Annotated in this window: 24 protein-coding genes; all 24 read right to left on the reverse strand. The window is 44.1% G+C overall.

Annotated features, from left to right (window positions below):
• Positions 1-28: 28 nt before the first annotated feature.
• The gene (gene rpsN, locus DW657_RS04665; RefSeq protein ID WP_089543921.1) at positions 29-331 is read right to left on the reverse strand and encodes a 30S ribosomal protein S14; all 303 of its coding nucleotides are present in this window, start codon (positions 329-331) and stop codon (positions 29-31) included.
• Between the two features lie 5 nt (positions 332-336).
• Positions 337-891 carry a 50S ribosomal protein L5 gene (gene rplE / locus DW657_RS04670; RefSeq protein WP_022122149.1) on the reverse strand — a complete coding sequence of 185 codons (555 nt, stop codon included), beginning with the start codon at positions 889-891 and terminating at the stop codon, positions 337-339.
• On the reverse strand, positions 891-1,208 hold the full coding sequence (rplX, locus tag DW657_RS04675) for a 50S ribosomal protein L24 (RefSeq protein ID WP_089543922.1): 318 nt from the start codon (positions 1,206-1,208) through the stop codon (positions 891-893). Before rplX ends, rplE begins: the two co-directional genes overlap by 1 nt.
• 20 nt (positions 1,209-1,228) lie before the next feature.
• Positions 1,229-1,594: a 50S ribosomal protein L14 gene (rplN, locus tag DW657_RS04680; protein ID WP_089543923.1), complete on the reverse strand. Its 366-nt coding sequence runs from the start codon at positions 1,592-1,594 to the stop codon at positions 1,229-1,231.
• A gap of 2 nt (positions 1,595-1,596) precedes the next feature.
• On the reverse strand, positions 1,597-1,863 hold the full coding sequence (rpsQ, locus tag DW657_RS04685) for a 30S ribosomal protein S17 (RefSeq protein WP_006848827.1): 267 nt from the start codon (positions 1,861-1,863) through the stop codon (positions 1,597-1,599).
• Positions 1,864-1,865: 2 nt separating this feature from the next.
• Positions 1,866-2,060, reverse strand: a complete 195-nt coding sequence (gene rpmC, locus DW657_RS04690) for a 50S ribosomal protein L29 (RefSeq protein ID WP_006848828.1) — start codon at positions 2,058-2,060, stop codon at positions 1,866-1,868.
• A 2-nt stretch (positions 2,061-2,062) separates the two neighbouring features.
• Positions 2,063-2,491 carry a 50S ribosomal protein L16 gene (gene rplP, locus DW657_RS04695; protein ID WP_006848829.1) on the reverse strand — a complete coding sequence of 143 codons (429 nt, stop codon included), beginning with the start codon at positions 2,489-2,491 and terminating at the stop codon, positions 2,063-2,065.
• Positions 2,492-2,507: 16 nt separating this feature from the next.
• Positions 2,508-3,239, reverse strand: coding sequence for a 30S ribosomal protein S3 (gene rpsC, locus DW657_RS04700; RefSeq protein WP_089543924.1), 732 nt, complete (start codon positions 3,237-3,239; stop codon positions 2,508-2,510).
• Positions 3,240-3,248: 9 nt separating this feature from the next.
• Positions 3,249-3,653, reverse strand: a complete 405-nt coding sequence (gene rplV, locus DW657_RS04705; protein WP_006848831.1) for a 50S ribosomal protein L22 — start codon at positions 3,651-3,653, stop codon at positions 3,249-3,251.
• A gap of 36 nt (positions 3,654-3,689) precedes the next feature.
• On the reverse strand, positions 3,690-3,956 hold the full coding sequence (gene rpsS, locus DW657_RS04710; protein WP_006848832.1) for a 30S ribosomal protein S19: 267 nt from the start codon (positions 3,954-3,956) through the stop codon (positions 3,690-3,692).
• A gap of 10 nt (positions 3,957-3,966) precedes the next feature.
• Positions 3,967-4,794 (reverse strand): 50S ribosomal protein L2, encoded by an 828-nt coding sequence (gene rplB, locus DW657_RS04715; RefSeq protein ID WP_006848833.1) that lies wholly within the window; start codon positions 4,792-4,794, stop codon positions 3,967-3,969.
• Positions 4,795-4,802: 8 nt separating this feature from the next.
• A complete protein-coding gene (rplW, locus tag DW657_RS04720) occupies positions 4,803-5,096 on the reverse strand; it encodes a 50S ribosomal protein L23 (protein ID WP_006848834.1) in 294 nt (97 codons plus the stop codon).
• A gap of 17 nt (positions 5,097-5,113) precedes the next feature.
• Positions 5,114-5,743, reverse strand: coding sequence for a 50S ribosomal protein L4 (rplD, locus tag DW657_RS04725; RefSeq protein WP_089543926.1), 630 nt, complete (start codon positions 5,741-5,743; stop codon positions 5,114-5,116).
• The gene (rplC, locus tag DW657_RS04730) at positions 5,743-6,357 is read right to left on the reverse strand and encodes a 50S ribosomal protein L3 (protein WP_089543927.1); all 615 of its coding nucleotides are present in this window, start codon (positions 6,355-6,357) and stop codon (positions 5,743-5,745) included. The genes rplD and rplC overlap by 1 nt, the downstream gene beginning before the upstream one ends.
• 20 nt (positions 6,358-6,377) lie before the next feature.
• Positions 6,378-6,683 (reverse strand): 30S ribosomal protein S10, encoded by a 306-nt coding sequence (gene rpsJ / locus DW657_RS04735; RefSeq protein ID WP_006283658.1) that lies wholly within the window; start codon positions 6,681-6,683, stop codon positions 6,378-6,380.
• A gap of 116 nt (positions 6,684-6,799) precedes the next feature.
• Positions 6,800-8,914 carry an elongation factor G gene (fusA, locus tag DW657_RS04740; RefSeq protein ID WP_118311595.1) on the reverse strand — a complete coding sequence of 705 codons (2,115 nt, stop codon included), beginning with the start codon at positions 8,912-8,914 and terminating at the stop codon, positions 6,800-6,802.
• 29 nt (positions 8,915-8,943) lie between these two features.
• Entirely contained in the window at positions 8,944-9,420 is a 477-nt protein-coding gene (rpsG, locus tag DW657_RS04745) for a 30S ribosomal protein S7 (RefSeq protein ID WP_022110377.1), read from the reverse strand.
• A gap of 186 nt (positions 9,421-9,606) precedes the next feature.
• A complete protein-coding gene (gene rpsL, locus DW657_RS04750) occupies positions 9,607-9,987 on the reverse strand; it encodes a 30S ribosomal protein S12 (RefSeq protein WP_006848839.1) in 381 nt (126 codons plus the stop codon).
• Positions 9,988-10,228: 241 nt separating this feature from the next.
• Positions 10,229-10,555 carry a DUF3467 domain-containing protein gene (locus DW657_RS04755; protein WP_089543929.1) on the reverse strand — a complete coding sequence of 109 codons (327 nt, stop codon included), beginning with the start codon at positions 10,553-10,555 and terminating at the stop codon, positions 10,229-10,231.
• 197 nt (positions 10,556-10,752) lie between these two features.
• Positions 10,753-13,299: a TonB-dependent receptor family protein gene (locus DW657_RS04760; RefSeq protein ID WP_158577315.1), complete on the reverse strand. Its 2,547-nt coding sequence runs from the start codon at positions 13,297-13,299 to the stop codon at positions 10,753-10,755.
• A 68-nt stretch (positions 13,300-13,367) separates the two neighbouring features.
• Positions 13,368-14,009: a DUF4974 domain-containing protein gene (locus DW657_RS04765; protein WP_118311597.1), complete on the reverse strand. Its 642-nt coding sequence runs from the start codon at positions 14,007-14,009 to the stop codon at positions 13,368-13,370.
• Positions 14,002-14,517: a sigma-70 family RNA polymerase sigma factor gene (locus tag DW657_RS04770; protein WP_118311598.1), complete on the reverse strand. Its 516-nt coding sequence runs from the start codon at positions 14,515-14,517 to the stop codon at positions 14,002-14,004. The genes DW657_RS04765 and DW657_RS04770 overlap by 8 nt, the downstream gene beginning before the upstream one ends.
• A gap of 193 nt (positions 14,518-14,710) precedes the next feature.
• Positions 14,711-19,045: a DNA-directed RNA polymerase subunit beta' gene (gene rpoC, locus DW657_RS04775; RefSeq protein ID WP_118311599.1), complete on the reverse strand. Its 4,335-nt coding sequence runs from the start codon at positions 19,043-19,045 to the stop codon at positions 14,711-14,713.
• A gap of 31 nt (positions 19,046-19,076) precedes the next feature.
• Positions 19,077-22,889, reverse strand: coding sequence for a DNA-directed RNA polymerase subunit beta (rpoB, locus tag DW657_RS04780; RefSeq protein WP_118311600.1), 3,813 nt, complete (start codon positions 22,887-22,889; stop codon positions 19,077-19,079).
• Positions 22,890-22,951: the final 62 nt, after the last annotated feature.

Here is a 22,951-nt window from a genome sequence, read left to right on the forward strand (position 1 = left end):
ATAATAAAAAATTCCTTGCCTGTAAAGATTACCAGCTTGCCTTCTTAACACCTGGAATCAAACCTGCAGAAGCCATCTCACGGAACTGGATACGTGAAAGACCGAACTGGCGGATATAACCCTTTGGACGACCAGTGATCTTGCAACGGTTGTGAAGACGGATAGGGTTTGCATTCTTAGGGATAGCCTGAAGCTTACGAGCTGCCTCGTATGCTTCGGCTGGATCATTAGAAGTTGCAATAATCTTTTTCAGAGCTTCGCGCTTCTCAGCGTAACGAGCTACAAGCTTTGCACGCTTAATCTCGCGAGCTTTCATTGATTCTTTTGCCATATCTCTTAATCTTTATTTGCGTTCTTGAATGGAAGACCGAATGCCTTCAGAAGTGCAAAACCTTCCTCGTCTGTCTTAGCAGTTGTAACGAAGGTGATGTTCATACCCTGAATACGGTCAATCTCATCGATGTTGATCTCTGGGAAGATGATCTGCTCTGTGATACCCAATGTGTAGTTACCACGGCCATCGAACTTGCTCTCAATACCCTTGAAGTCGCGGATACGAGGAAGAGAAACACGAACGAGCTTCTCCAAGAACTCGTACATACGCTCACGACGCAATGTTACCATAACACCGATAGGCATCTTCTTACGAAGCTTGAAGTTTGCGATATCCTTCTTAGAATATGTAGCAACAGCCTTCTGACCGGTGATAGCAGTAATCTCGTTGATAGCTACGTCAACAATCTTCTTGTCCTGTGTAGCGTCACCGAGACCCTGGTTGATGACAATCTTCTTCAAAACTGGAATCTCCATTGCTGAAGAATAGTTGAACTGCTTCTGAAGAGCAGGAGCGATTGTCTCCTTATATACTTTCTTTAACTGTGCTGTATCCATTACTTGATTTCCTCCCCTGACTTTTTAGCGATGCGAACAACGTTTTTACCCTCATGCTTGATAGCAACGCGAGTAGCCTTGCCACTCTTAGGATCGATCAAACTCAAATTTGAGATATGAATAGGAGCCTCCTGCTTTACGATGCCTCCCTGAGGATTCTGTGCAGATGGCTTAGTGCTCTTAGATACCATGTGCACACCCTCTACGATGGCACGGTTCTCGTCAACGAGGACCTTGAGCACCTTACCTGTCTTGCCCTTATCAGCACCGGCAATAACGATAACGGTATCGTCTTTCTTAATATGTAACTTACTCATTACTTTATACTTTTAAAATATTAAAGAACCTCAGGTGCCAAAGAAACGACTTTCATATTAACTGCACGAAGCTCACGAGCAACAGGGCCGAAGATACGGCTACCACGAAGCTCACCTGCATTGTTGAGCAATACACAAGCGTTATCGTCGAAACGGATATATGAACCGTCTGCACGACGAATCTCCTTCTTTGTGCGAACAATCAAAGCCTTTGATACTGCACCCTTCTTCAAATCACTTGATGGGATAACGTTCTTGACAGCAACGACAATCACGTCACCAACGCTAGCGTAACGACGGCCTGTACCACCGAGAACTCGAATGCAAAGAGCCTCGCGAGCACCGCTGTTATCACATACTGTAAGTCTTGATTCTGCCTGTATCATAATTACTTAGCTTTTTCTACAATTTGTACTAATCTCCATCTCTTTGTCTTAGACAGAGGACGAGTCTCCATGATCATAACTGTATCACCTACGTTAGCCTCATTGTTCTCGTCATGTGCATGGTACTTCTTTGTCTTCTGGACAAACTTACCATAAATAGGGTGCATCTCCTTGAACTTAGCTGCAATAACAATGGTTTTATCCATCTTGTTGCTGATAACAACACCCTGTCTTACTTTTCTTAAATTTCTTGTTTCCATCTGGACCATTATTATTTGTTAAGTTCTCTCTGACGAAGTTCAGTTTTCATACGTGCGATATCACGACGAGCAACCTTAATCTCTGATGGATTCTCAAGTGGAGTTACGTTGTGGTTGATCTTCTTCTTGTTCAAAGCGTCAACTGCTGCCTCCAGCTTCTCAACCAATTCCTTGGTCTCGATATTTTTAATTTCTGCAATCTTCATAATTAAGCGTTTTTATCGTAATCACGTCTAACAATAAACTTAGTCTTCACAGGAAGCTTCTGAGCGCAAAGACGGAGTCCCTCCTTTGCAATGTCGAAGCTTACACCCTCTACTTCGAAGAGAATACGACCTGGCGTAACAGGTGCAACCCATCCTGCTGGATCACCCTTACCTTTACCCATTCGGACATCGGCTGGCTTACGAGTGATTGGCTTATCAGGGAAAATGCGAATCCAGACCTGGCCCTGACGGTTCATGTAGCGGTTCAATGCCACACGAGCTGCCTCAATCTGACGGCTATCGATCCACTTTGACTCAAGAGTCTTGATGCCGAAAGAACCGAATGCCAATTGTGTACCTCTGTGAGCGTTGCCCTTATTGCCACGACCATCTTGAGGTCTTCTATATTTTACTCTTTTTGGCTGTAACATGATAGCTTTCTAAAATTTAACGGTTATTGTTTCTTTTACGATTACCACCACGGTTGTTAGAGCGGCCGTTACCACGGTTGTTGCTCTTGTTGTCCTGTGAGAAGTTTGGAGTAAGATCAGCCTTACCATAAACCTCACCACGGCAAATCCATACCTTGATGCCAAGCAAACCTACCTTGGTAAGTGCCTCGCACTGGCAGTAGTCGATGTCTGCACGGAATGTATGGAGAGGTGTACGACCTTCCTTGTACATTTCCTTACGTGCCATTTCAGCACCGTTCAGACGACCTGTAATCTGAATCTTGATACCCTCAGCACCAGCACGCATAGTGTTAGCAACTGCCATCTTGATAGCGCGACGATAAGCAATCATGTGCTCAATCTGGCTCGCGATGTTCTTACCTACGATGGTAGCATCAAGCTCAGGCTTCTTAACCTCGAAGATGTTGATCTGAATATCTTTCTTATAAAGCTTCTTCAACTCTTCCTTCAACTTATCTACATCCTGACCACCTTTACCAATGACAATACCTGGACGGGCTGTGCAAATAGTAATGGTAACAAGCTTCAATGTACGTTCGATAACGATACGAGAAACACTTGCCTTAGCAAGACGCTCGTTAAGATACTTACGGATTTTCTGATCCTCTACGAGGTTGTCACCGAAGTTCTTACCACCGAACCAATTTGAATCCCAACCACGGATAACACCAAGTCGGTTACTAATCGGATTAACTTTCTGTCCCATTCTACTTAATTATTTTTCGTCATTAGTTTTTGCATCAACAAAGAGAGTAACATGGTTAGAACGCTTACGGATTCTATAACCACGACCCTGTGGTGCAGGTCTCATACGTTTCATTGTAACGCCTTCGTCAACGAAGACCTTACTGATATAAAGCTCACCGTCTTCAGCCTTGCGATTATTCTTTGCCTCCCAGTTAGCGATAGCTGAACGAAGTAATTTCTCAACGTCAGCAGATGCCTGCTTCTTAGAGAAGCGAAGTACTCCGAGTGCACGGTTAACCTCCATACCACGAATCATGTCTACTACATAGCGCATCTTACGTGGAGAAGAAGGAACGCCTACCAACTTAGCGAAGTACAAGTTTTTACGGGCTTCTTTCAATTTCTCAGCCGCAATATGTTTTCTTGCTCCCATTATTTACTTAAATTTTTAAATGGTTTAACCCTTAGCTTACTTTCTGTTACCAGAGTGACCGCCAAAGCGACGTGTTGGAGCGAACTCTCCAAGCTTGTGGCCAACCATATTCTCTGTAACATAAACAGGGATAAATTTATTACCGTTATGAACTGCAACAGTATGTCCTACGAAATCAGGAGATATCATTGAAGCTCTAGCCCATGTCTTAACAACATTCTTCTTGCCACTCTCGTTCATAGCGAGAATCTTCTTCTCGAGAGAAACGTTGATGTATGGACCCTTTTTAAGTGAACGACTCATAATTTACTCTTTATTTTTTGTTAGCTCTTTCGATAATATACTTGTTAGAAAGCTTCTTAGGTGCGCGAGTCTTAAGACCCTTAGCGTACAAGCCCTTACGTGAACGTGGATGACCACCACTCTGGCGACCTTCACCACCACCCATTGGGTGATCAACAGGGTTCATAACAACACCACGGTTGTGTGGACGACGACCCAACCAGCGTGAGCGACCAGCCTTACCAGACTGCTCAAGTGCGTGGTCTGAGTTACCAACACTACCAACTGTAGCCTTACAAGCACTCAAAATCTGGCGTGTTTCACCAGAAGGGAGCTTAATTACACAATAACTGCCCTCACGAGAAGTCAACTGAGCAAAATTACCAGCCGAACGAACCAACAAAGCACCCTGACCAGGACGCAACTCGATGTTGTGGATCACTGTACCTACAGGGATGTTTGCCAAAGGAAGACAGTTACCGATCTCAGGAGCAGCATCTGCACCTGACATCAAAGTAGCGCCTACCTGAAGTCCGTTAGGAGCAATAATGTAACGTTTTTCACCATCAGCGTAGTAAAGCAACGCGATACGAGCCGAACGGTTTGGATCGTACTCGATTGTCTTAACAACTGCTGGAACACCATCTTTCTCACGTTTGAAGTCGATTAAACGATACTTCTGCTTGTGACCACCGCCAATGTAGCGAACGGTCATCTTACCGGTGTTGTTTCGACCGCCGGTAGAACGCTTACCGTAAACGAGAGACTTCTCTGGCACGGATGCAGTAATATCCTCGAACGTGCCAATAACCTTGTGTCTTTGACCCGGAGTAACCGGTTTTAATTTACGTACTGCCATTTTTTATTTTAAATATTGCTGTAAAAATCAATTGTATCGCCCTCCTTCAGAGTAACGATTGCCTTCTTGAACGCATTCTTCTGACCCTTAACAAGACCTGCCTTAGTGTAACGAGCAGAGCGCTTGCCAGCGTAGCGAATTGTGTTCACGTCAACTACTGTAACATTATACAGACTCTCAACTTCCTTCTTAATCTCGAGCTTATTAGCCTCAGGACGAACAACGAAGCCATAGCGGTTAGGCTGCTTGTCTGTAATCTTGGTCATCTTCTCAGTAACCAATGGTTTGATAATAAATGCCATATTCTAATATCTCCTTTTTACTTTGTTAAGATCTGGTCGATAGTCTCAAGCGACTTCTCAGTAATCACTACTACATCAGCGTTCAAAACTTTGTACGAATTGACGTTAGATGCGAGGATAACCTCAGCGCGCTGTAAGTTACGTGCAGACAAATATACGTTTTTATTTGATTCTGGCAAAACAAAGAGTACCTTTTTGCCCTCGATTTTAAGATTCTTAAGAACACTTAAGAATTCTTTAGTCTTTGGAGCCTCAAAAGTGAAATCTTCCAACATCACGATTGCGCTCTCCTGTGCCTTATAAGACAAAGCAGACTTACGAGCAAGAATCTTTACCTTCTTGTTGAGCTTGAAGCGGTAATCACGTGGCTTAGGACCAAATACGCGAGCACCACCTACGAGTACAGGTGAGTTAATATCACCACGGCGAGCACCGCCGCCGCCCTTCTGACGACCAAGCTTACGAGTAGAACCGCTCATCTCGCTTCTCTCCTTAGACTTAGCTGTACCCTGACGCTGGTTAGCGAGATACTGCTTTACGTCGAGGTAGAGAACGTGATCGTTAGGCTCAATGCCGAAGACTGCATCATTAAGAGCTACCTTGCGGCCGGTCTCCTGACCTTTGATATCTAATACGCTAACTTCCATTATTTCTCAATTAAAACAGTTGAACCTTTGCATCCAGCGAAAGAACCCTTAACGATAAGGAGATTCTGCTCTGGAATTACCTTTAACACCTGAAGGTTCTGAGTTGTTACTCTATCACCTCCCATTTGGCCGCCCATGCGCATACCCTTGAATACCTTTGCAGGGTAAGAACATGCACCAATAGATCCCGGCTTGCGAGCGCGGTCATCCTGACCATGAGTAGACTGACCTACACCACCGAATCCGTGACGCTTAACAACGCCCTGGAAGCCTTTACCCTTTGATGTACCAATTACGTCAACGAACTTGCAGCCGTTGAAGATATCAACTGTAATGGTGTCACCGAGGTTGTACTCCTCATCAAACTTGAACTCGGCCAAGTGCTTCTTAGGTGTTGTGCCTGCCTTCTTGAAGATTCCCATCATAGGCTGAGAAGTGCGATTCTCCTTAGCCTCGCCGAAACCTAACTGATAAGCCTTGTAACCATCCTTCTCTACGGTCTTAACCTGGGTTACAACACAAGGACCTACTTCGATAACAGTGCACGGAATATTCTTACCGTCGGCACTGAAAACGGATGTCATTCCGATTTTTCTTCCAATTAATCCTGGCATTTCAATTTAATTTTTAATAATTAGACTTTGATTTCTACTTCTACACCACTTGGCAATTCAAGCTTCATCAAGGCATCAACGGTCTTAGCTGTTGAGCTGTAGATGTCGATGAGACGCTTGAAATCTGAGAGCTGGAACTGCTCGCGAGACTTCTTGTTAACGAAAGTACTGCGGTTTACAGTAAAAATACGCTTGTGTGTTGGCAATGGAATAGGACCGCTAACGATAGCGCCTGTTGCCTTAACAGCCTTCACAATCTTCTCAGCTGACTTGTCAACCAACTGGTGGTCGTAAGACTTCAGCTTAATTCTGATTTTCTGACTCATTTTTAAAATTAAGTTATTATTAATATGAATTATTTTAGTCTAATGGAAGAAGAGGTACGCTGCTTAAGAGTCATTCGCTAAGCAGCGCCTCATCTTACCGTTATTTCTTTATTTGATTAAAGGAGTTCTGCGTGACCCTTAACCTCCTCCAACACTGCCTTAGCGATTGTTGAAGAGAGAGCTGCGTGGTGATCATACTCCATAGAGCTTGTTGCACGACCAGAAGTGATAGTACGCAAAGCTGTTACATAACCGAACATCTCAGCCAATGGAACCATAGCCTTTACGACGCGAGCGCCGCTACGACCTTCCTCCATACCCTGAACGAGACCACGGCGCTTGTTCAAGTCACCGATTACGTCACCCATGTTCTCTTCTGGAGTAACAACCTCTACCTTCATGATAGGCTCCATCAAAACAGGACCTGCCTTAGGGCAAAGTACCTTGAATGCCTGATGTGCTACCAACTCGAATGACAACTGGTCAGAGTCAACTGGGTGGAAGCTACCATCGGTCAAAGTTACCTTCAAACCTGTCATTGGGAAGCCACCGAGTACACCATTTGACAAGCAGTCAGCGAAGCCCTTCTGTACTGATGGGATGAATTCCTTAGGAACGTTACCACCCTTAACCTCGTTGATGAACTGCAAGTCGCCCTCCTTGTAATCCTCGTCCTTAGGACCGATGGTTACATCGATACAAGCGAACTTACCACGACCACCAGACTGCTTCTTGTAAGTCTCACGGCTCTGAGCTGTCTTAGTGATAGCCTCCTTATAGTTAACCTGAGGCTTACCCTGGTTACACTCAACCTTGAACTCACGCTTCAAACGGTCGATGATGATATCCAAGTGGAGCTCACCCATACCAGAGATAATAGTCTGACCGCTCTGCTCGTCTGTACGAACTGTGAAGGTTGGGTCCTCCTCAGCCAACTTAGCGAGACCGTTATCCATCTTAGCGATGTCTGCCTGGCTCTTTGGCTCAACTGCGATAGAGATCACAGTATCAGGGAATGTCATAGACTCCAATACGATTGGATGATCCTCATCACAAAGTGTATCACCTGTACGGATATCCTTGAAGCCTACACCTGCACCGATATCACCAGCGTCGATAGACTCCATTGGGATCTCCTGCTTAGAGTTCATCTGGAACAGACGGCTGATACGCTCGCGCTTGCCTGAACGTGGGTTGTAAACGTAAGAACCAGCAACAACCTTACCTGAGTAAACACGGAAGAATACCAAGCGGCCCATGAATGGGTCGGTAGCAATCTTAAATGCGAGAGCAGATGTTGGCTCATCCTCAGATGGCTTGCGATCCTCTTCCTCCTCAGTATCAGGGTTAGTACCGATGATATTTGGAGTATCCATTGGTGAAGGCAAGAATGCACATACATAGTCGAGCAATGGCTGAACACCCTTGTTCTTGTATGAAGAACCGAGCAACATTGGGCAGCACTCCATAGCACAGCAACCCTTGCGGATAGCAGCGAGGAGCTTCTCCTCTGGGATATCCTTACCATCGAGGTAAAGCTCCATAACCTCGTCATCGAAGTTAGCAGCACCCTCGAGGAGTTTATCACGCCACTCAGCAGCCTCATCAGCCAAATCAGCAGGAATTTCCTCTACGTCATACTCAGCACCCATAGTCTCATCGTGCCAGAGAATAGCCTTCATCTTGATCAGGTCAACTACACCCTTGAAGTTCTCCTCAGCACCAATAGGAATCTGAATAGCAATAGGATTAGCACCCAAGATATCCTTCATCTGCCGTACTGTCTCAAAGAAGTTAGCACCAGAACGGTCCATCTTGTTTACATAACCGATACGAGGTACATTGTACTTGTCAGCCTGGCGCCATACTGTCTCTGACTGTGGCTGTACACCGTCAGCTGCAGAATATGTAGCAACAGCACCATCGAGTACACGGAGTGAACGCTCAACCTCAGCAGTGAAGTCAACGTGTCCCGGAGTATCGATCAAGTTAATCTTATAAGACTTACCGAGATAGTTCCAGTTACAAGTTGTAGCTGCAGAAGTGATAGTAATACCACGCTCCTGCTCCTGGGCCATCCAGTCCATTGTAGCAGCACCATCGTGTACCTCACCGATCTTATGAGTCTTACCTGTATAGAACAAGATACGCTCAGATGTTGTTGTCTTACCGGCATCGATGTGCGCCATGATACCGATGTTACGTGTCAAATGTAAATCGCGATTTGCCATTTTCTTTTAAACCTATTTTATAAATTAAATTAGAATCTGAAGTGAGCAAATGCACGGTTAGCCTCAGCCATACGATGCATATCCTCCTTGCGCTTGAATGCGCCACCCTGGTTGTTGTAAGCATCCATAATCTCTGCAGCGAGCTTATCTGCCATAGTCTTACCACCACGCTTGCGAGCGAAGATAATAAGATTCTTCATAGAGATACTCTCCTTGCGATCAGGACGAATTTCTGTAGGAACCTGGAAGGTTGCACCACCAATACGGCGGCTCTTAACCTCAACCTGTGGAGTAATATTGTCGAGAGCCTGCTTCCAAATCTCAAGTGCAGACTTCTCCTCGTTAGCCATCTTAGCCTTTACGGTATCGAGTGCATTGTAGAAAATCTCATAAGATGTATTCTTCTTACCATCATACATCAAATGATTTACGAATTTAGAGACCTTCTGGTCATTGAAGACTGGATCTGGGAGGATCACTCTCTTCTTTGGTTTTGCTTTTCTCATTTTTTAATCGAAAAAATTTAAATTCTGCATGGGGCTGTATATCGTTCTTCAACACTCGCACCCGAGTATTTACTCAACCTGTTACTTCTCCAGCAAAACGTTTAATAAAATAATCTTTTTACCTAAACTCTCGACCTTCTCCGACCGTGAGTTTTCGGATTTCTTTTAATTTTGTCCGGATTAGAATTACTTCTTTGCCTTTGGACGCTTAGCACCGTACTTAGAACGACGCTGTGTGCGGTTTGCAACACCTGCGGTATCAAGAGTACCACGAACGATGTGATAACGTACACCTGGGAGGTCCTTAACACGACCACCGCGAACCAATACGATTGAGTGCTCCTGCAAGTTGTGACCCTCTCCTGGGATGTAAGAGTTAACCTCCTTAGAGTTTGTCAAACGAACACGGGCAACCTTACGCATTGCCGAATTAGGCTTCTTTGGAGTTGTTGTGTAAACACGAACACAAACACCACGACGCTGAGGACATGAATCCAAAGCTGGTGACTTGCTCTTGTCTACCAATACTCGTCTGCCTTTTCTTACTAACTGTGAAATAGTAGGCATAATTTTACTTTTTAATTTATTATTTTATTTTTATTATTGTCTTATTTCCGTATAAGCCACCACCTTATGGGGCTTTTCGGGGTGCAAAGTTACGACTTTTTCGGCAAACTACCTAAATATTAAGGAGACTTTTAAAAAACGAGGGCTAGTTTTAACTTTATATAACTATTAAAAACAAATATTATAAAGAAAAAGCGGCTTTTAGCAGGAAATTTAGTCTTAGTATGTATGTAGTTATGCATTAAGCCTCACCTTTTGGTGTGCCAAATGGAGCGATAGTACGCTCTGGCTCATCTGCCAACTTAATCTTACCGAAAGCCTGCTCGTAGTTATAAACATTGCTCTGCAATGCCTGGAGCAAACGCTTGGCATGCTCAGGTGCCATGATGACACGGCTCTTGATCTGAGGTGCTGGCATTCCTGGAAGTGCACATGCGAAATCCAAGATGAAGTCTGAACTAGAATGAGTAATCAGTGCCAAGTTAGAGTATGTACCCTCTGCTACTTCTGGGCTGATGCCCATCTGGAACTGATTCTGCTGCTGTTGATTATTCTTATTTTCTTCCATAATTTTATTAAGTTAATAGGATTAAACTTTAAATGATAGTGCAAATTTACACATAATATCTGAAAAAAAAGAATAATTTGCCAATTATTTTGTGTTAAAAGTCCTTTCACACTAAAATGCTTCTAATACAAAGACATAAGCTTAGTGTGAAAGGACTTTTGAAATACAATTTCTTTTTTATCTGAAAAACCGGTCTATCAGAAACGGCTCTTTTCTGCATTACCAGCACCAGAACCCTTATACTTTCTATGACCAGAATTGAATTTATAGACCACTCTGACACCAATTTCACGGGCACTATTATAACTATCCTTCGTCAAGGTTGCATGGTCGCCATACATGGTCCATTGGTCTTTCTGACTTCTGAAGATATCATCAGCATAGAAATTAACAGTCAAAGCTTCATCCAAGAATGTCTTAACCATTCGCATGGAGGCATAATAACCAGAGCGATACCTGCGGAAGGCATTATAGGATGTAGTATTGGCATGAAGGGTCACCCATGAAGTCCAAGTGGAGCTCAACTTAAACTGGTTGTTCCATGTAATACCCAAGGCAGGCTTCGACAAACCACGAGGGGCACCATATTTTTCTGCATCAAAGAAAGGCTTCTGAAAGAAGACTTGCCATATAGGCTGATACCAATCGAACTTGGGAGCAGCTATGACATACGCTGTCATCGTCTGCTTGCTGGAAAAGTTCACATTCCTCATGAAGGCTATATCCTGATGATTATAAAGGGTAACATACCAGATGATGGGATTGTCCTCATAAAGATACTCCACACCAAACGAAATCCAGTTGCACATCACATCCAATGAAACATCATGAGCAATGGTAGGACGAAGATAAGGATCGCCACCTTCATACATATAGCGATTATCATACTGCACCTCATTGCGCAAGGAACTATAAGAAGGACGCTTTGTCTTGCAAGTATATGCAAGAGATGCAGCCCATGGTTCCTTATTCCATGACAGGGTCAGGTTGGGAAACCAATTGCTATAATTCCTGCTAGGCTCTTCTTCATACTTACCGAAAGAATAATACTTGGCAGACACATACTCGTATCTCAATCCTGCATCCATTGAAAACGAGCCTAAAGGATATGAAAAGGCAAGAAATCCCGCCAAATTATCTTCCTTCATATCGGTAGAAGCATCTGCCACAATGCCTTCCGCATTGCTATATTCTCCGCTACTGTGGGTATGGCTCACTTCGCTTCCTAACTCCAACTGCCCCTTGGCTATGGGATAAGAAAGAACCAGTTTGCCTGCAAGCAACTGATTATGGCGGCGACTCGCAGTATGGATTTCCCGATTTTCCAATACGGTAGCCTCTTCTGTTTCCAACATATCCCGCCCAGTTTTTTGCCAGAGATAGGTTCCATTAAAGTCCATTCCCAGTTTATTGACCTTTCCCACATAGTAAGCATTCAACTCATGGGTAGGACCACCTATATCATCGACCAATACTTTCTGTTTGATGATATCCACAGGTTGTCCCTCATTGAATATTTCCTGCTGTCCATCAACATGCCCTTTCGCATAGGGTTCGCATTCTAAATCATAAGAAGCACCGATAGAGTTTTCATCATTGAGGTCATAATTGAAACCAAAGTTTACTTCTCCCATTGTATTGCGATAGGATAAGGGATCATACTGGTTTACGGTAACATTCTTCGTTCCTTCAATATGCTGAATTAACGAAGTAGCTTCCTTATGCCATTTTGTATATCCCCAAAGAGAACCAAACAAGTTGAGCTTTTCACTCTGATAATTGAGACTGAGCTGTTCCGTCCCTCCCAGATAGCCATTATACTTTACCCAGGAATTCAAGGAACCACTCATACCTTCACCTTGCTTCTTGACGGTCCGGATACGAATCACCGAACAGACCGTGGCATCATATCTTGCACCAGGCGAAGTAATGATTTCCACATTCTTGATGGCATCAGACTTCAGGCGCTGCAATTCCCTGGAATCTCTCACCTGCTTATTGTTGATATATATAATAGGTGTACCCTTGCCATAAACGCTGATGGCATCGGTACTACTTACATTGATGCGAGGTAATTGTCGGAGTACATCAACGGCATCTCCTACTTTTGACAAATCAGAATGCTGTATGTCTATGAGCATTCCTTCACGTCCCATCTTGAAAGAAGGCAATTTCGCCTTCACCGTAACACCATTGATATGCATGGTACTCTCCGTCAACACCACATTTCCGACTTTTCCCACATTATACATATTATATAAGGTGTAATAACCCACGCAACTTACTTTGGCGAGAACCTTCTTCATGCCACAAGGTATCACGAAATTGCCGCTGGCATTGGTCACACCACCTGTGAGAAAGGAAGAATCCCTGGGATTGAGCAAAGCCACATTGGCAAACTCCACTGGTCGATGACGTTCATCAATCACCCGTCCCATCAATTTAGTAGGTTCCTTTTGGGTACATTCCACGAATATCAAGCTATCCTCTATCGTAGCCTTCATCGGATAGAATCCAAAGACCCGCCCCAAAGCTTCCTGCAAATCGAGATTACGGAAAGAGGTAGTAACGGTGAAATCTTCCAGTTCATTATAGATAAAACTGATTTTATATCGACGGGTAGCCTTGTCTAAATCCTTCAGAACTTCAGACATGGAACGGTTGTTATAGCTTCGAGAGATGCGCTGTCCAAACGATGCCTGTACCAACAGACACATCAGGAAAGCGAACATATTTTTCTTCATATTTTTTATATTGATTTGATACATATTACAAATAAGCCAACTTGCAAACAGACCTGTCAGCGACAGGATTATTCTACAACAAGTTGCTCATTGTCCAAAGAGAGAATTATCTGTTGTGAATGATTCAATTCATCCACTACACTCTGCAGACTGTTCTCGCTGTTCCATTCATAATAGAAACGAAGCTGCTTGGCTTCCTGGTTCTGGAACACAATCTTCACTCCATAATACTCTGCCATTTCTCCGAGCATCGTTTCTAAGGAAACATTGTCGAAAGTCTTATGCACAATTTCCTTTTTGACATCAGTTGACGTAGCTTTATCACTGACAACAGCAGTATTTGTAAAGGATGCTACTTTTACCTGAGACGTATCCCCTGCCGATGTTTCTTCTACCTGACGATGCGAACTGAATGTATGAATGGCAGCAAAGGCGATACCAGACAGCAAACATACACCAATAAAGGAAGCTGCGAGTTTGTGCCAATCAAAACGGGACTTCACTACCGGATGTTGTTCTGCAAACAATTGCCATTCCTTATCTACATCCAAATCTTTCTCCGTCGCTTCCTTATCAAAAGCCATACGCATCTCCATCATTGTGAGATAGGTCTGGCGAGATTCCTCATCTTGAAGAATCTCCTTAATCTGAGACTCAGAATAATGCTCTGGGTGCTCAATCATGTCGATTACCTGTGTTAACTTATCCATTGTTCTTGGGATTAAAATGTTCTTTTATTCGTTTGATGCCTTGAGCAAGATGCTTATAGACGGCAGCCTCACTGATGCCTAACTCTTCAGAGATATCACGATAAGTGAGCTTTTGGCAATAATGCATATTGACTACCCGACGTGTTTGGAGCGTCAATTCCCGGTCTATAAAACGAAGCATCTGATCAGCCTTGCTCATCTCATGGTCTATCTCGCGAATGATTCGGTTTTCATCATGCACGATATCTACCGCATGATCCACCTTAAGACCAGCCTTGACCTTTTCATGAAGGGTCATCTTTCTGAGAGAATTCAAACATCGGTTTCGAGTAAGAACGACAAAGTAACCTTCCGTACTATTGGGCGGAATCCGCAGCTTTCCACTAAGCATATCTGCAAAAATATCGCTCACCACATCCCTTGCGGTCTCTTCATCCCCTAGAATCATCCTCGAAACGAGAAACATCTTTGAATAATGCTGGCGAAAAAGTTGTTCTATCTTTTCCATTTCTATTTTTATCTGTATTGTTTATCCCAAGAACACATCAAGGTATCAAATTCCCAACCCCAAAAGAAGAAAAAATATTAAAAAGTTGATTTGATATCATCAACAGGCAGGCAATATCAAGAAAAGAGCCATAGATGATGACTCACCTATGGCTCTTATACCTTATTATATATATGTTACTCTAACCTTCAGATTAGTCCACGATTGGAGAATCTGCATAGTCGAGTACATTCTTTCTGTTAGCCTGCATGCGCTCGTACTCTTCCTTAGAACCAACAACAAGCTTCTCCCACTGGCGGAGACCGGTACCTGCTGGAATCAAGTGACCGCAGATAACATTCTCCTTCATTCCCTCAAGGTAATCTACCTTACCACGAATAGCAGCCTCGTTCAAGACCTTAGTGGTCTCCTGGAAGGAAGCGGCACTCATGAAGCTCTTGGTACCAAGAGCGGCACGGGTAATACCCTGGAGAATCTGAGTAGATGTTGCAGCTACGGCATCACGAACCTGAACAAGCTTCATATCGCGACGCTTCAATGCTGAGTTCTCATCACGCAACTTACGGGCTGTGATGATCTGACCAGGCTTGAGCTCAGTGCTATCACCAGCATTGGTAACAACCTTCTTACCCCAGATACGGTCATTCTCCTCAGCGAAGTCGAGCTTATCAACCAACTCCTGCTCCAAGAATGTAGTATCACCTGGATCATCGATACGAACCTTACGCATCATCTGACGAACAACCACCTCGAAGTGCTTATCGTTGATAGCCACACCCTGGAGACGGTAAACGTCCTGGATCTGGTTAACGATGTACTCCTGAACAGCAGTAGGACCCATAATAGCGAGGATATCGCCTGGAGTTACACTACCATCAGAAAGAGGAGTACCAGCACGTACGGCATCATGCTCCTGTACCAGGATCTGCTTAGAGAGTGATACGAGATACTTCTTCTGGTCGCCAGTCTTAGAGGTTACGATGATCTCACGGTTACCACGCTTTACCTTACCCATAGTTACCTCACCATCGATTTCAGATACGACAGCTGGGTTAGATGGGTTACGAGCCTCAAGAAGCTCGGTTACACGTGGAAGACCACCGGTGATATCACCAGCACCACCTACGGCACGAGGAATCTTAACCAAGACCTCACCAGTCTTAATAGTCTGACCATCCTCTACAACGAGGTGACCACCTACAGGGAAGTTATATGTACCAACAATCTCACCGTTTGCATCAATAACATCACAAGAAGGAACCATCGCCTTATTCTTAGAATCGGTGATGATCTTCTCCTCCAAACCAGTAGTCTCATCGACCTCGGCACGGTAGGTCTGATCCTTCTGAACGTCGTTGAACTTCAAGGTACCAGCGTACTGGCTGACGATAACGGCGTTGAATGGGTCCCAACGAGCAATCACAGTATCCTTCTCAACAATCTCACCCTCCTTGTGATACAAAGAAGAACCATAAGGTACATTCAATGTAGCAAGAACGATGTTTGTATTTGGATCAACGAAACGGATTTCAGCCAAGTGGCTTACTACCTTCTCGCACTTGATATCGTTGCCTTCCTCATCTTCCTCTACGAATGGAACAGTGCCCAACTCATCAAACTCGATGCGAGACTTGTTCTTCGCAGCAATCTTAGCATTGGCAGCAGCGTTAGACGCAATACCACCGGCGTGGAAGGTACGGAGAGTAAGCTGAGTACCAGGCTCACCGATAGCCTGTGCAGCAATGACACCCACAGCCTCACCGAGCTGAACCATACGAGCTGTAGCCAAGTTACGGCCGTAACACTTCATGCAGACACCCTTCTTGCTCTCACAAGTGAGTACTGAACGGATCTCAACGCTCTCGATTGGAGACTCATCGATGATCTTAGCCTTAGCCTCTGTGATTTCCTCACCAGACTTAACGATCAACTCACCTGTTGTAGGGTGGATGATATCGTGTACAGATACACGACCCAAGATACGCTCATAGAGAGAAGAGATAATCTCATCACCATTCTTCAAAGCGGTGCAAACCAAGCCACGCAAGGTACCGCAATCCTCCTGAGTAATGATGACATCATGAGATACGTCAACAAGACGACGAGTCAAGTAACCAGCATCGGCAGTCTTCATCGCGGTATCAGCAAGACCCTTACGAGCACCGTGAGAAGCGATAAAGTACTCCAACACAGACATACCCTCCTTAAAGTTAGAAAGGATAGGGTTCTCAATAATCTGCGCACCTTCTGCACCAGCCTTCTGAGGCTTAGCCATCAAACCACGCATACCAGACAACTGCTTAATCTGATCCTTAGAACCACGGGCTCCAGAGTCAAGCATCATGTAAACGGCGTTGAATCCCTGATCAGCCTCAGTCATCTCCTTCATCAGGATATTACCCAAATCGGTATTTACGTGAGTCCACGCATCGATAACCTGGTTGTAACGCTCCTTGTTGGTGATGAAACCCATATTATAGTTGTTGGTGATTTCCTCAACCTCCTTGCGACCACGCTCAACAATCTCCTCCTTCTCAGGTGGGATGATGATATCGCCAAGGTTGAATGACAAACCAGCAACGTATGCCATACGATAACCCAGGTTCTTGATACCATCGAGGAAGGCACAAGCCTCTGCCATACCAACAGCCTTGATTACATTAGAAATCAAGCCGCGGAGTGTCTTCTTAGAGATAACGTCGTTGAAGAAGCCTACCTCATCTGGGATGATACCATTCACGATAACACGACCTACAGAGGTCTCAATCATACGCTTCTGGATTTTACCATCAACCAAGTCGTCAACGATTACCTTAACCAAAGCATGGAGATCACAACGACCCTCATTACGAGCGATCAAAGCCTCCTCAGGGCCATAGAATGTCAAGCCCTCGCCCTTAGCACCTGGACGAATCTTTGTAATATAGTAGAGACCAAGCACCATATCCTGAGAAGGAACGGTGATAGGCGCACCATTAGCAGGGTTCAAAATGTTGTGGCTCTGGAGCATCAGAATCTGAGTCTCCAAGATAGCCTCGTTGCTCAATGGAAGGTGAACAGCCATCTGGTCACCATCGAAGTCGGCATTGAACGCTGTACATGCCAATGGGTGCAACTGGATAGCCTTACCCTCAATCATCTTAGGCTGGAATGCCTGGATACCGAGTCGGTGAAGCGTAGGGGCACGGTTCAACATAACCGGATGACCCTTCATTACATTTTCAAGAATATCCCAAATAACTGGCTCGCGACGATCAACAATCTTCTTGGCACTCTTAACAGTCTTTACGATACCACGCTCTATCAACTTACGGATGATAAATGGTTTGTAAAGCTCTGCAGCCATCAGTTTTGGAAGACCACACTCACCCATCTTCAACTCTGGACCTACAACGATTACAGAACGGGCAGAATAGTCAACACGCTTACCCAGCAAGTTCTGACGGAAACGACCCTGCTTACCCTTTAAAGAGTCAGAGAGTGACTTCAAAGGACGATTGCTCTCACTCTTTACAGCAGAGCTCTTGCGTGAGTTGTCGAACAAGCTGTCAACAGCCTCCTGCAACATACGCTTCTCGTTACGGAGAATAACCTCAGGAGCCTTGATTTCAACCAATCTCTTCAAACGGTTGTTACGGATAATCACACGACGATAGAGGTCATTCAAGTCTGATGTTGCAAAACGACCACCATCCAATGGTACCAACGGACGAAGCTCAGGTGGAGTAACAGGAATAATCTTCATGATCATCCATTCTGGCTTGTTAATACCTTTACTAGCACGGAAACCTTCTACAACTTGCAGACGCTTCAGAGCCTCAGTTTTACGCTGCTGACTTGAATCGTTATTTGCACGATCGCGGAGTTCGTATGACAAAGAGTCAAGGTCTACATTCTGGAGCAACTGATAAATTGCTTCAGCACCCATTTTTGCTATAAACTTATTAGGGTCCGTATCGTCCAAAAGTTCATTGTCACCATTAGGATCATACTGGTCAAGAAGAGCCATATATTCATCTTCTGACAAGAGATCAAGTTTGTGAGAACCGTTCAATTCAAGACCATCAGCATCAGTCTTTCCCTCAAGAATACCAGGCTGGATAACTACATACTTCTCGTAGTAAATGACAGCATCAAGTTTCTTGGTCGGCATACCCAAAAGGTAACCAATCTTATTTGGAAGAGAACGGAAATACCAAATATGAGCAACAGGTACGACAAGTTCAATGTGACCAGAGCGTTCACGACGAACTTTCTTCTCTGTAACCTCTACACCGCATCGGTCGCAGACGATTCCCTTATAACGGATACGCTTGTACTTGCCGCAGGCGCATTCATAGTCCTTAGTAGGACCAAAAATACGCTCGCAGAACAAGCCATCACGCTCCGGCTTATATGTACGATAATTAATGGTTTCCGGTTTAGTAACCTCACCATACGAATTTTCCAAGATCTCCTCTGGCGAAGCGAGACCGATGGTAATCTTCGTAAAATTATTCTTTACCTTTGTATCTTTTTTGAAAGCCATGTTTCTATATATAAATTAGGGGTTCTCAAAATTAATCAAGTTTGATGCTCAAACCAAGGCCACGAAGCTCATGGAGCAATACGTTAAGTGACTCAGGAATACCAGGAGTTGGCATTGGATCGCCCTTTACGATTGCTTCGTATGCCTTGCTACGTCCTACAACATCATCTGACTTAACAGTCAGGATCTCCTGCAAAACGTGGCTTGCACCGAATGCCTCGATAGCCCAGACCTCCATCTCTCCGAATCGCTGACCACCAAACTGTGCTTTACCACCAAGTGGCTGTTGTGTAATCAAAGAGTATGGACCGATAGAACGAGCGTGCATCTTATCCTCAACCATATGACCTAACTTCAAGAAGTAAGTCATACCAACAGTAGCTGGCTGGTCAAACTGCTCTCCAGTCTCACCATCATAAAGGTAAGTTGAGCAGAAACGTGGCAAGCCTGCCTTATCTGTCCATTCAGAGAGATCATCCAATTTAGCACCATCAAAGATAGGAGTAGCAAACTTTACGCCCAACTTTTTACCTGCAGCACCCAAGATACACTCGAAGATCTGACCAAGGTTCATACGTGAAGGCACACCCAATGGGTTCAATACCATATCAACAGGACGACCGTCAGCCATAAATGGCATATCCTCCAAACGAACGACCTTAGACACAATACCCTTATTACCGTGACGACCGGCAAGTTTATCACCAACCTGAATCTTACGCTTCTTTGCAATATATACCTTAGCCATCTGAAGAATACCTGATGGAAGTTCATCACCAATAGTGATAGCAAACTTACGGCGCTTTAATTCAGCATCAAGTTGCTTATACTTGCGGATATAGTTCATAATAAGTCTCTGAATCAAGCCATTGGTATGCTCATCCTTAGTCCACTTATTAGACTGAACACCATCATACTCCAAATTCTTCAAGGCTGTAGCAGTAAAGGTACTGCCCTTGGTGATAATCTCAGCACCTGTATAATCCTTAACACCCTCAGAAGTCATACCTTCTGTAAGTGTAAGCAACTTGTCTACGAGGATATCCTTCAAGTCATCACCCTTTGCCTCATACTCCTCATCAATCTTAGCAAGAATAATCTTATCCTGCTTCTTTGACTCACGGGTCTTGATAGCACGAGAGAACAACTTCTTGTCAATAACTACACCGCTCAATGATGGATTTGCCTTCAATGAAGAATCCTTCACATCACCAGCCTTATCACCAAAGATAGCACGAAGCAACTTCTCTTCTGGTGAAGGATCACTTTCACCCTTAGGCGAAATCTTACCAATCATGATATCACCTGGCTCAATTCTTGCGCCAACACGGACGATACCATTATCGTCAAGATCCTTTGTAGCTTCCTCGCTGACATTAGGGATATCAGATGTGAATTCCTCTACGCCACGCTTAGTTTCACGCACATCAAGAGAGTATTCGTCAACATGTACTGATGTCAATACGTCATCACGAACCATACGTTCAGAAATAACGACAGCATCCTCATAGTTGTAACCCTTCCAAGGAATATAAGCAACAAGCAAGTTACGACCCAAAGCCAACTCACCGTTTTCTGTTGCATAACCCTCTGTCAGGATATCACCCTTCTTTACACGCTGTCCCTTATTACAGATAGGACGCAAGTCGATGGTCATATTCTGGTTTGTACGACGGAACTTAGGAATACGATACTCCTTCAAAGCAGGTTCGAAGCTTACGAACTCATCGTCTTCTGTGCGATCGTAAAGGATACGGATAGTTGTAGCATCAACATATTCGATAACACCCTCACCTTCTGCAGTAACCATAGTACGTGAATCCTCACAAACTTGCTTCTCAAGACCAGTACCTACGATTGGAGCATCATTATGAAGCAATGGTACGGCCTGACGCATCATGTTACATCCCATCAAAGCGCGGTGACCATCATCATGCTCCAAGAAAGGAATCAAACCAGCGGATACAGAAGCTATCTGCTGTGGAGAAACGTCAACATAGTCAACTTGGTCTGGACCAACAACTGGATAATCTGCATCCTGACGACACTTTACTACATCGCGAATGAAAGAACCATCAACAGTTAAAGGAGCATTACCCTGACCGATAATCTTAGACTCTTCATCTTCAGCAGTCAAGTATACAACATCCTCATTAGCCATATCGACCTTGCTATCATTCACCTTACGATAAGGAGTTACAATAAAACCAAGATCGTTTATCTTTGCATACATACAGAGAGAAGAAATCAAACCGATGTTTGGACCTTCAGGACTCTCAATAGGGCAAAGACGACCATAGTGTGTATAATGTACGTCACGTACCTCGAAACCGGCACGCTCACGAGACAAACCACCAGGACCTAAGGCAGAAAGACGACGCTTATGGGTTACCTCAGCCAGAGGATTAGTCTGGTCCATGAACTGTGACAATGGGTTAGTACCAAAGAAAGAGTTGATAACGCTAGAGATAGTCTTGGCATTAATCAAATCTGTTGGAGTAAACACCTCATTGTCGCGAACATTCATACGCTCACGGATAGTACGAGTCATACGAGCCAAACCAATAGAGAACTGGTTAGCCAACTGCTCACCTACTGTACGAACACGACGATTAGACAAGTGGTCGATATCATCAACAGTTGCACTAGAGTTGATCAACTGAATAAGATATTTAATAATCTCAATAATATCTTCTTTAGTCAATACACGTACATCAATGTCAGTATCAAGGTTCAGTTTCTTATTAATACGATAACGACCTACTTCACCAAGATCATAACGCTTATCCGAGAAGAACAGATTCTGGAAAACCTCACGTGCACTAGCATCATCAGCTGGATCAGCATTACGCAACTGACGATAGATATAGTTAACCGCTTCCTTCTCAGAGTTACTTGGATCCTTTGCCAAAGTGTTGAAGATAATAGTAAACTTGTTAGCAGCTTCCTCATCCTTGTGAAGAAGAACAGTTTGCGCTCCACTCTCAACAATCTCCTCAATATTATCAGCAGTAAGTTCAGTCTCACGCTCCATGATTACTTCATTACGCTCGATAGATACTACTTCACCAGTATCCTCATCAACGAAGTCTTCATTCCAACTCTTCAAAACACGAGCAGCAAGCTTACGACCAATAGCAGCCTTCATATTCTTCTTGTTAACCTTCACCTCCTCAGCGAGATCAAAAATCTGAAGAATATCCTTATCCTGTTCGTAACCAATAGCACGCAACAATGTAGTTACTGGCAACTTCTTCTTACGGTCGATGTAAGCATACATCACATTATTGATGTCAGTAGCAAACTCAATCCAGCTACCCTTGAATGGGATGATACGGGCAGAATAGAGCACAGTACCGTTCGCATGTACACCTTGACCAAAGAACACACCAGGAGAACGGTGCAACTGAGAAACGACAACGCGCTCAGCACCGTTGATTACGAATGTACCATTAGCAGTCATATAAGGGATAGTACCCAAGAATACATCCTGGATGAAAGTACCGAAATCCTCGTGATCTGGATCAGTACAATACAGCTTCATCTTAGCCTTCAAAGGTACGCTATATGTAAGACCACGCTCCAAGCACTCATCAATGGTATAACGAGGAGGGTCAATATAGTAATCCAAGAACTCAAGAACGAAATTGTTACGTGTATCGGTGATAGGGAAGTTCTCTGAGAACACCTTATACAAACCGTCATTCTTGCGTTCCTCAGGCGGAGTATCCAACTGTAAGAAGTCCTTAAAAGACTTTAACTGCACATCGAGGAAATCCGGATATGGGTACGGATTATGAACGCTGGCAAAATTTACTCTGTTATCAACAATTTTTGTAGCCATTAGAAGTTATTAAATGGGGTTTTATTAACATGATAATAAAAGACACAAAAAGGTTAGGACTC

The organism is Prevotella sp. AM23-5 (genome assembly GCF_003473645.1).
Taxonomy (GTDB): domain Bacteria; phylum Bacteroidota; class Bacteroidia; order Bacteroidales; family Bacteroidaceae; genus Prevotella; species Prevotella copri_A.

What these genes read in the sequence shown, in the direction of transcription:
- DW657_RS04765 (WP_118311597.1), bottom strand. Translation starts at nt 14,009, where the DNA reads ATGGATAAGTTAACACAGGTAATCGACATGATTGAGCACCCAGAGCAT.
- rpsQ (WP_006848827.1), bottom strand. Translation starts at nt 1,863, where the DNA reads ATGGTCCAGATGGAAACAAGAAATTTAAGAAAAGTAAGACAGGGTGTT.
- rplN (WP_089543923.1), bottom strand. Translation starts at nt 1,594, where the DNA reads ATGATACAGGCAGAATCAAGACTTACAGTATGTGATAACAGCGGTGCT.
- rplD (WP_089543926.1), bottom strand. Translation starts at nt 5,743, where the DNA reads ATGGAAGTTAGCGTATTAGATATCAAAGGTCAGGAGACCGGCCGCAAG.
- rplB (WP_006848833.1), bottom strand. Translation starts at nt 4,794, where the DNA reads ATGGCAGTACGTAAATTAAAACCGGTTACTCCGGGTCAAAGACACAAG.
- rpoC (WP_118311599.1), bottom strand. Translation starts at nt 19,045, where the DNA reads ATGGCTTTCAAAAAAGATACAAAGGTAAAGAATAATTTTACGAAGATT.
- rpsS (WP_006848832.1), bottom strand. Translation starts at nt 3,956, where the DNA reads ATGAGTCGTTCACTTAAAAAGGGTCCATACATCAACGTTTCTCTCGAG.
- rplW (WP_006848834.1), bottom strand. Translation starts at nt 5,096, where the DNA reads ATGGCATTTATTATCAAACCATTGGTTACTGAGAAGATGACCAAGATT.
- rplE (WP_022122149.1), bottom strand. Translation starts at nt 891, where the DNA reads ATGGATACAGCACAGTTAAAGAAAGTATATAAGGAGACAATCGCTCCT.
- fusA (WP_118311595.1), bottom strand. Translation starts at nt 8,914, where the DNA reads ATGGCAAATCGCGATTTACATTTGACACGTAACATCGGTATCATGGCG.
- rpsC (WP_089543924.1), bottom strand. Translation starts at nt 3,239, where the DNA reads ATGGGACAGAAAGTTAATCCGATTAGTAACCGACTTGGTGTTATCCGT.
- rplP (WP_006848829.1), bottom strand. Translation starts at nt 2,491, where the DNA reads ATGTTACAGCCAAAAAGAGTAAAATATAGAAGACCTCAAGATGGTCGT.
- rplC (WP_089543927.1), bottom strand. Translation starts at nt 6,357, where the DNA reads ATGCCAGGATTAATTGGAAGAAAAATCGGAATGACATCCGTTTTCAGT.
- rplV (WP_006848831.1), bottom strand. Translation starts at nt 3,653, where the DNA reads ATGGGAGCAAGAAAACATATTGCGGCTGAGAAATTGAAAGAAGCCCGT.
- DW657_RS04770 (WP_118311598.1), bottom strand. Translation starts at nt 14,517, where the DNA reads ATGGAAAAGATAGAACAACTTTTTCGCCAGCATTATTCAAAGATGTTT.
- DW657_RS04755 (WP_089543929.1), bottom strand. Translation starts at nt 10,555, where the DNA reads ATGGAAGAAAATAAGAATAATCAACAGCAGCAGAATCAGTTCCAGATG.
- rpoB (WP_118311600.1), bottom strand. Translation starts at nt 22,889, where the DNA reads ATGGCTACAAAAATTGTTGATAACAGAGTAAATTTTGCCAGCGTTCAT.
- rpmC (WP_006848828.1), bottom strand. Translation starts at nt 2,060, where the DNA reads ATGAAGATTGCAGAAATTAAAAATATCGAGACCAAGGAATTGGTTGAG.
- rpsG (WP_022110377.1), bottom strand. Translation starts at nt 9,420, where the DNA reads ATGAGAAAAGCAAAACCAAAGAAGAGAGTGATCCTCCCAGATCCAGTC.
- rpsN (WP_089543921.1), bottom strand. Translation starts at nt 331, where the DNA reads ATGGCAAAAGAATCAATGAAAGCTCGCGAGATTAAGCGTGCAAAGCTT.
- rplX (WP_089543922.1), bottom strand. Translation starts at nt 1,208, where the DNA reads ATGAGTAAGTTACATATTAAGAAAGACGATACCGTTATCGTTATTGCC.
- rpsJ (WP_006283658.1), bottom strand. Translation starts at nt 6,683, where the DNA reads ATGAGTCAGAAAATCAGAATTAAGCTGAAGTCTTACGACCACCAGTTG.
- rpsL (WP_006848839.1), bottom strand. Translation starts at nt 9,987, where the DNA reads ATGCCTACTATTTCACAGTTAGTAAGAAAAGGCAGACGAGTATTGGTA.
- DW657_RS04760 (WP_158577315.1), bottom strand. Translation starts at nt 13,299, where the DNA reads ATGAAGAAAAATATGTTCGCTTTCCTGATGTGTCTGTTGGTACAGGCA.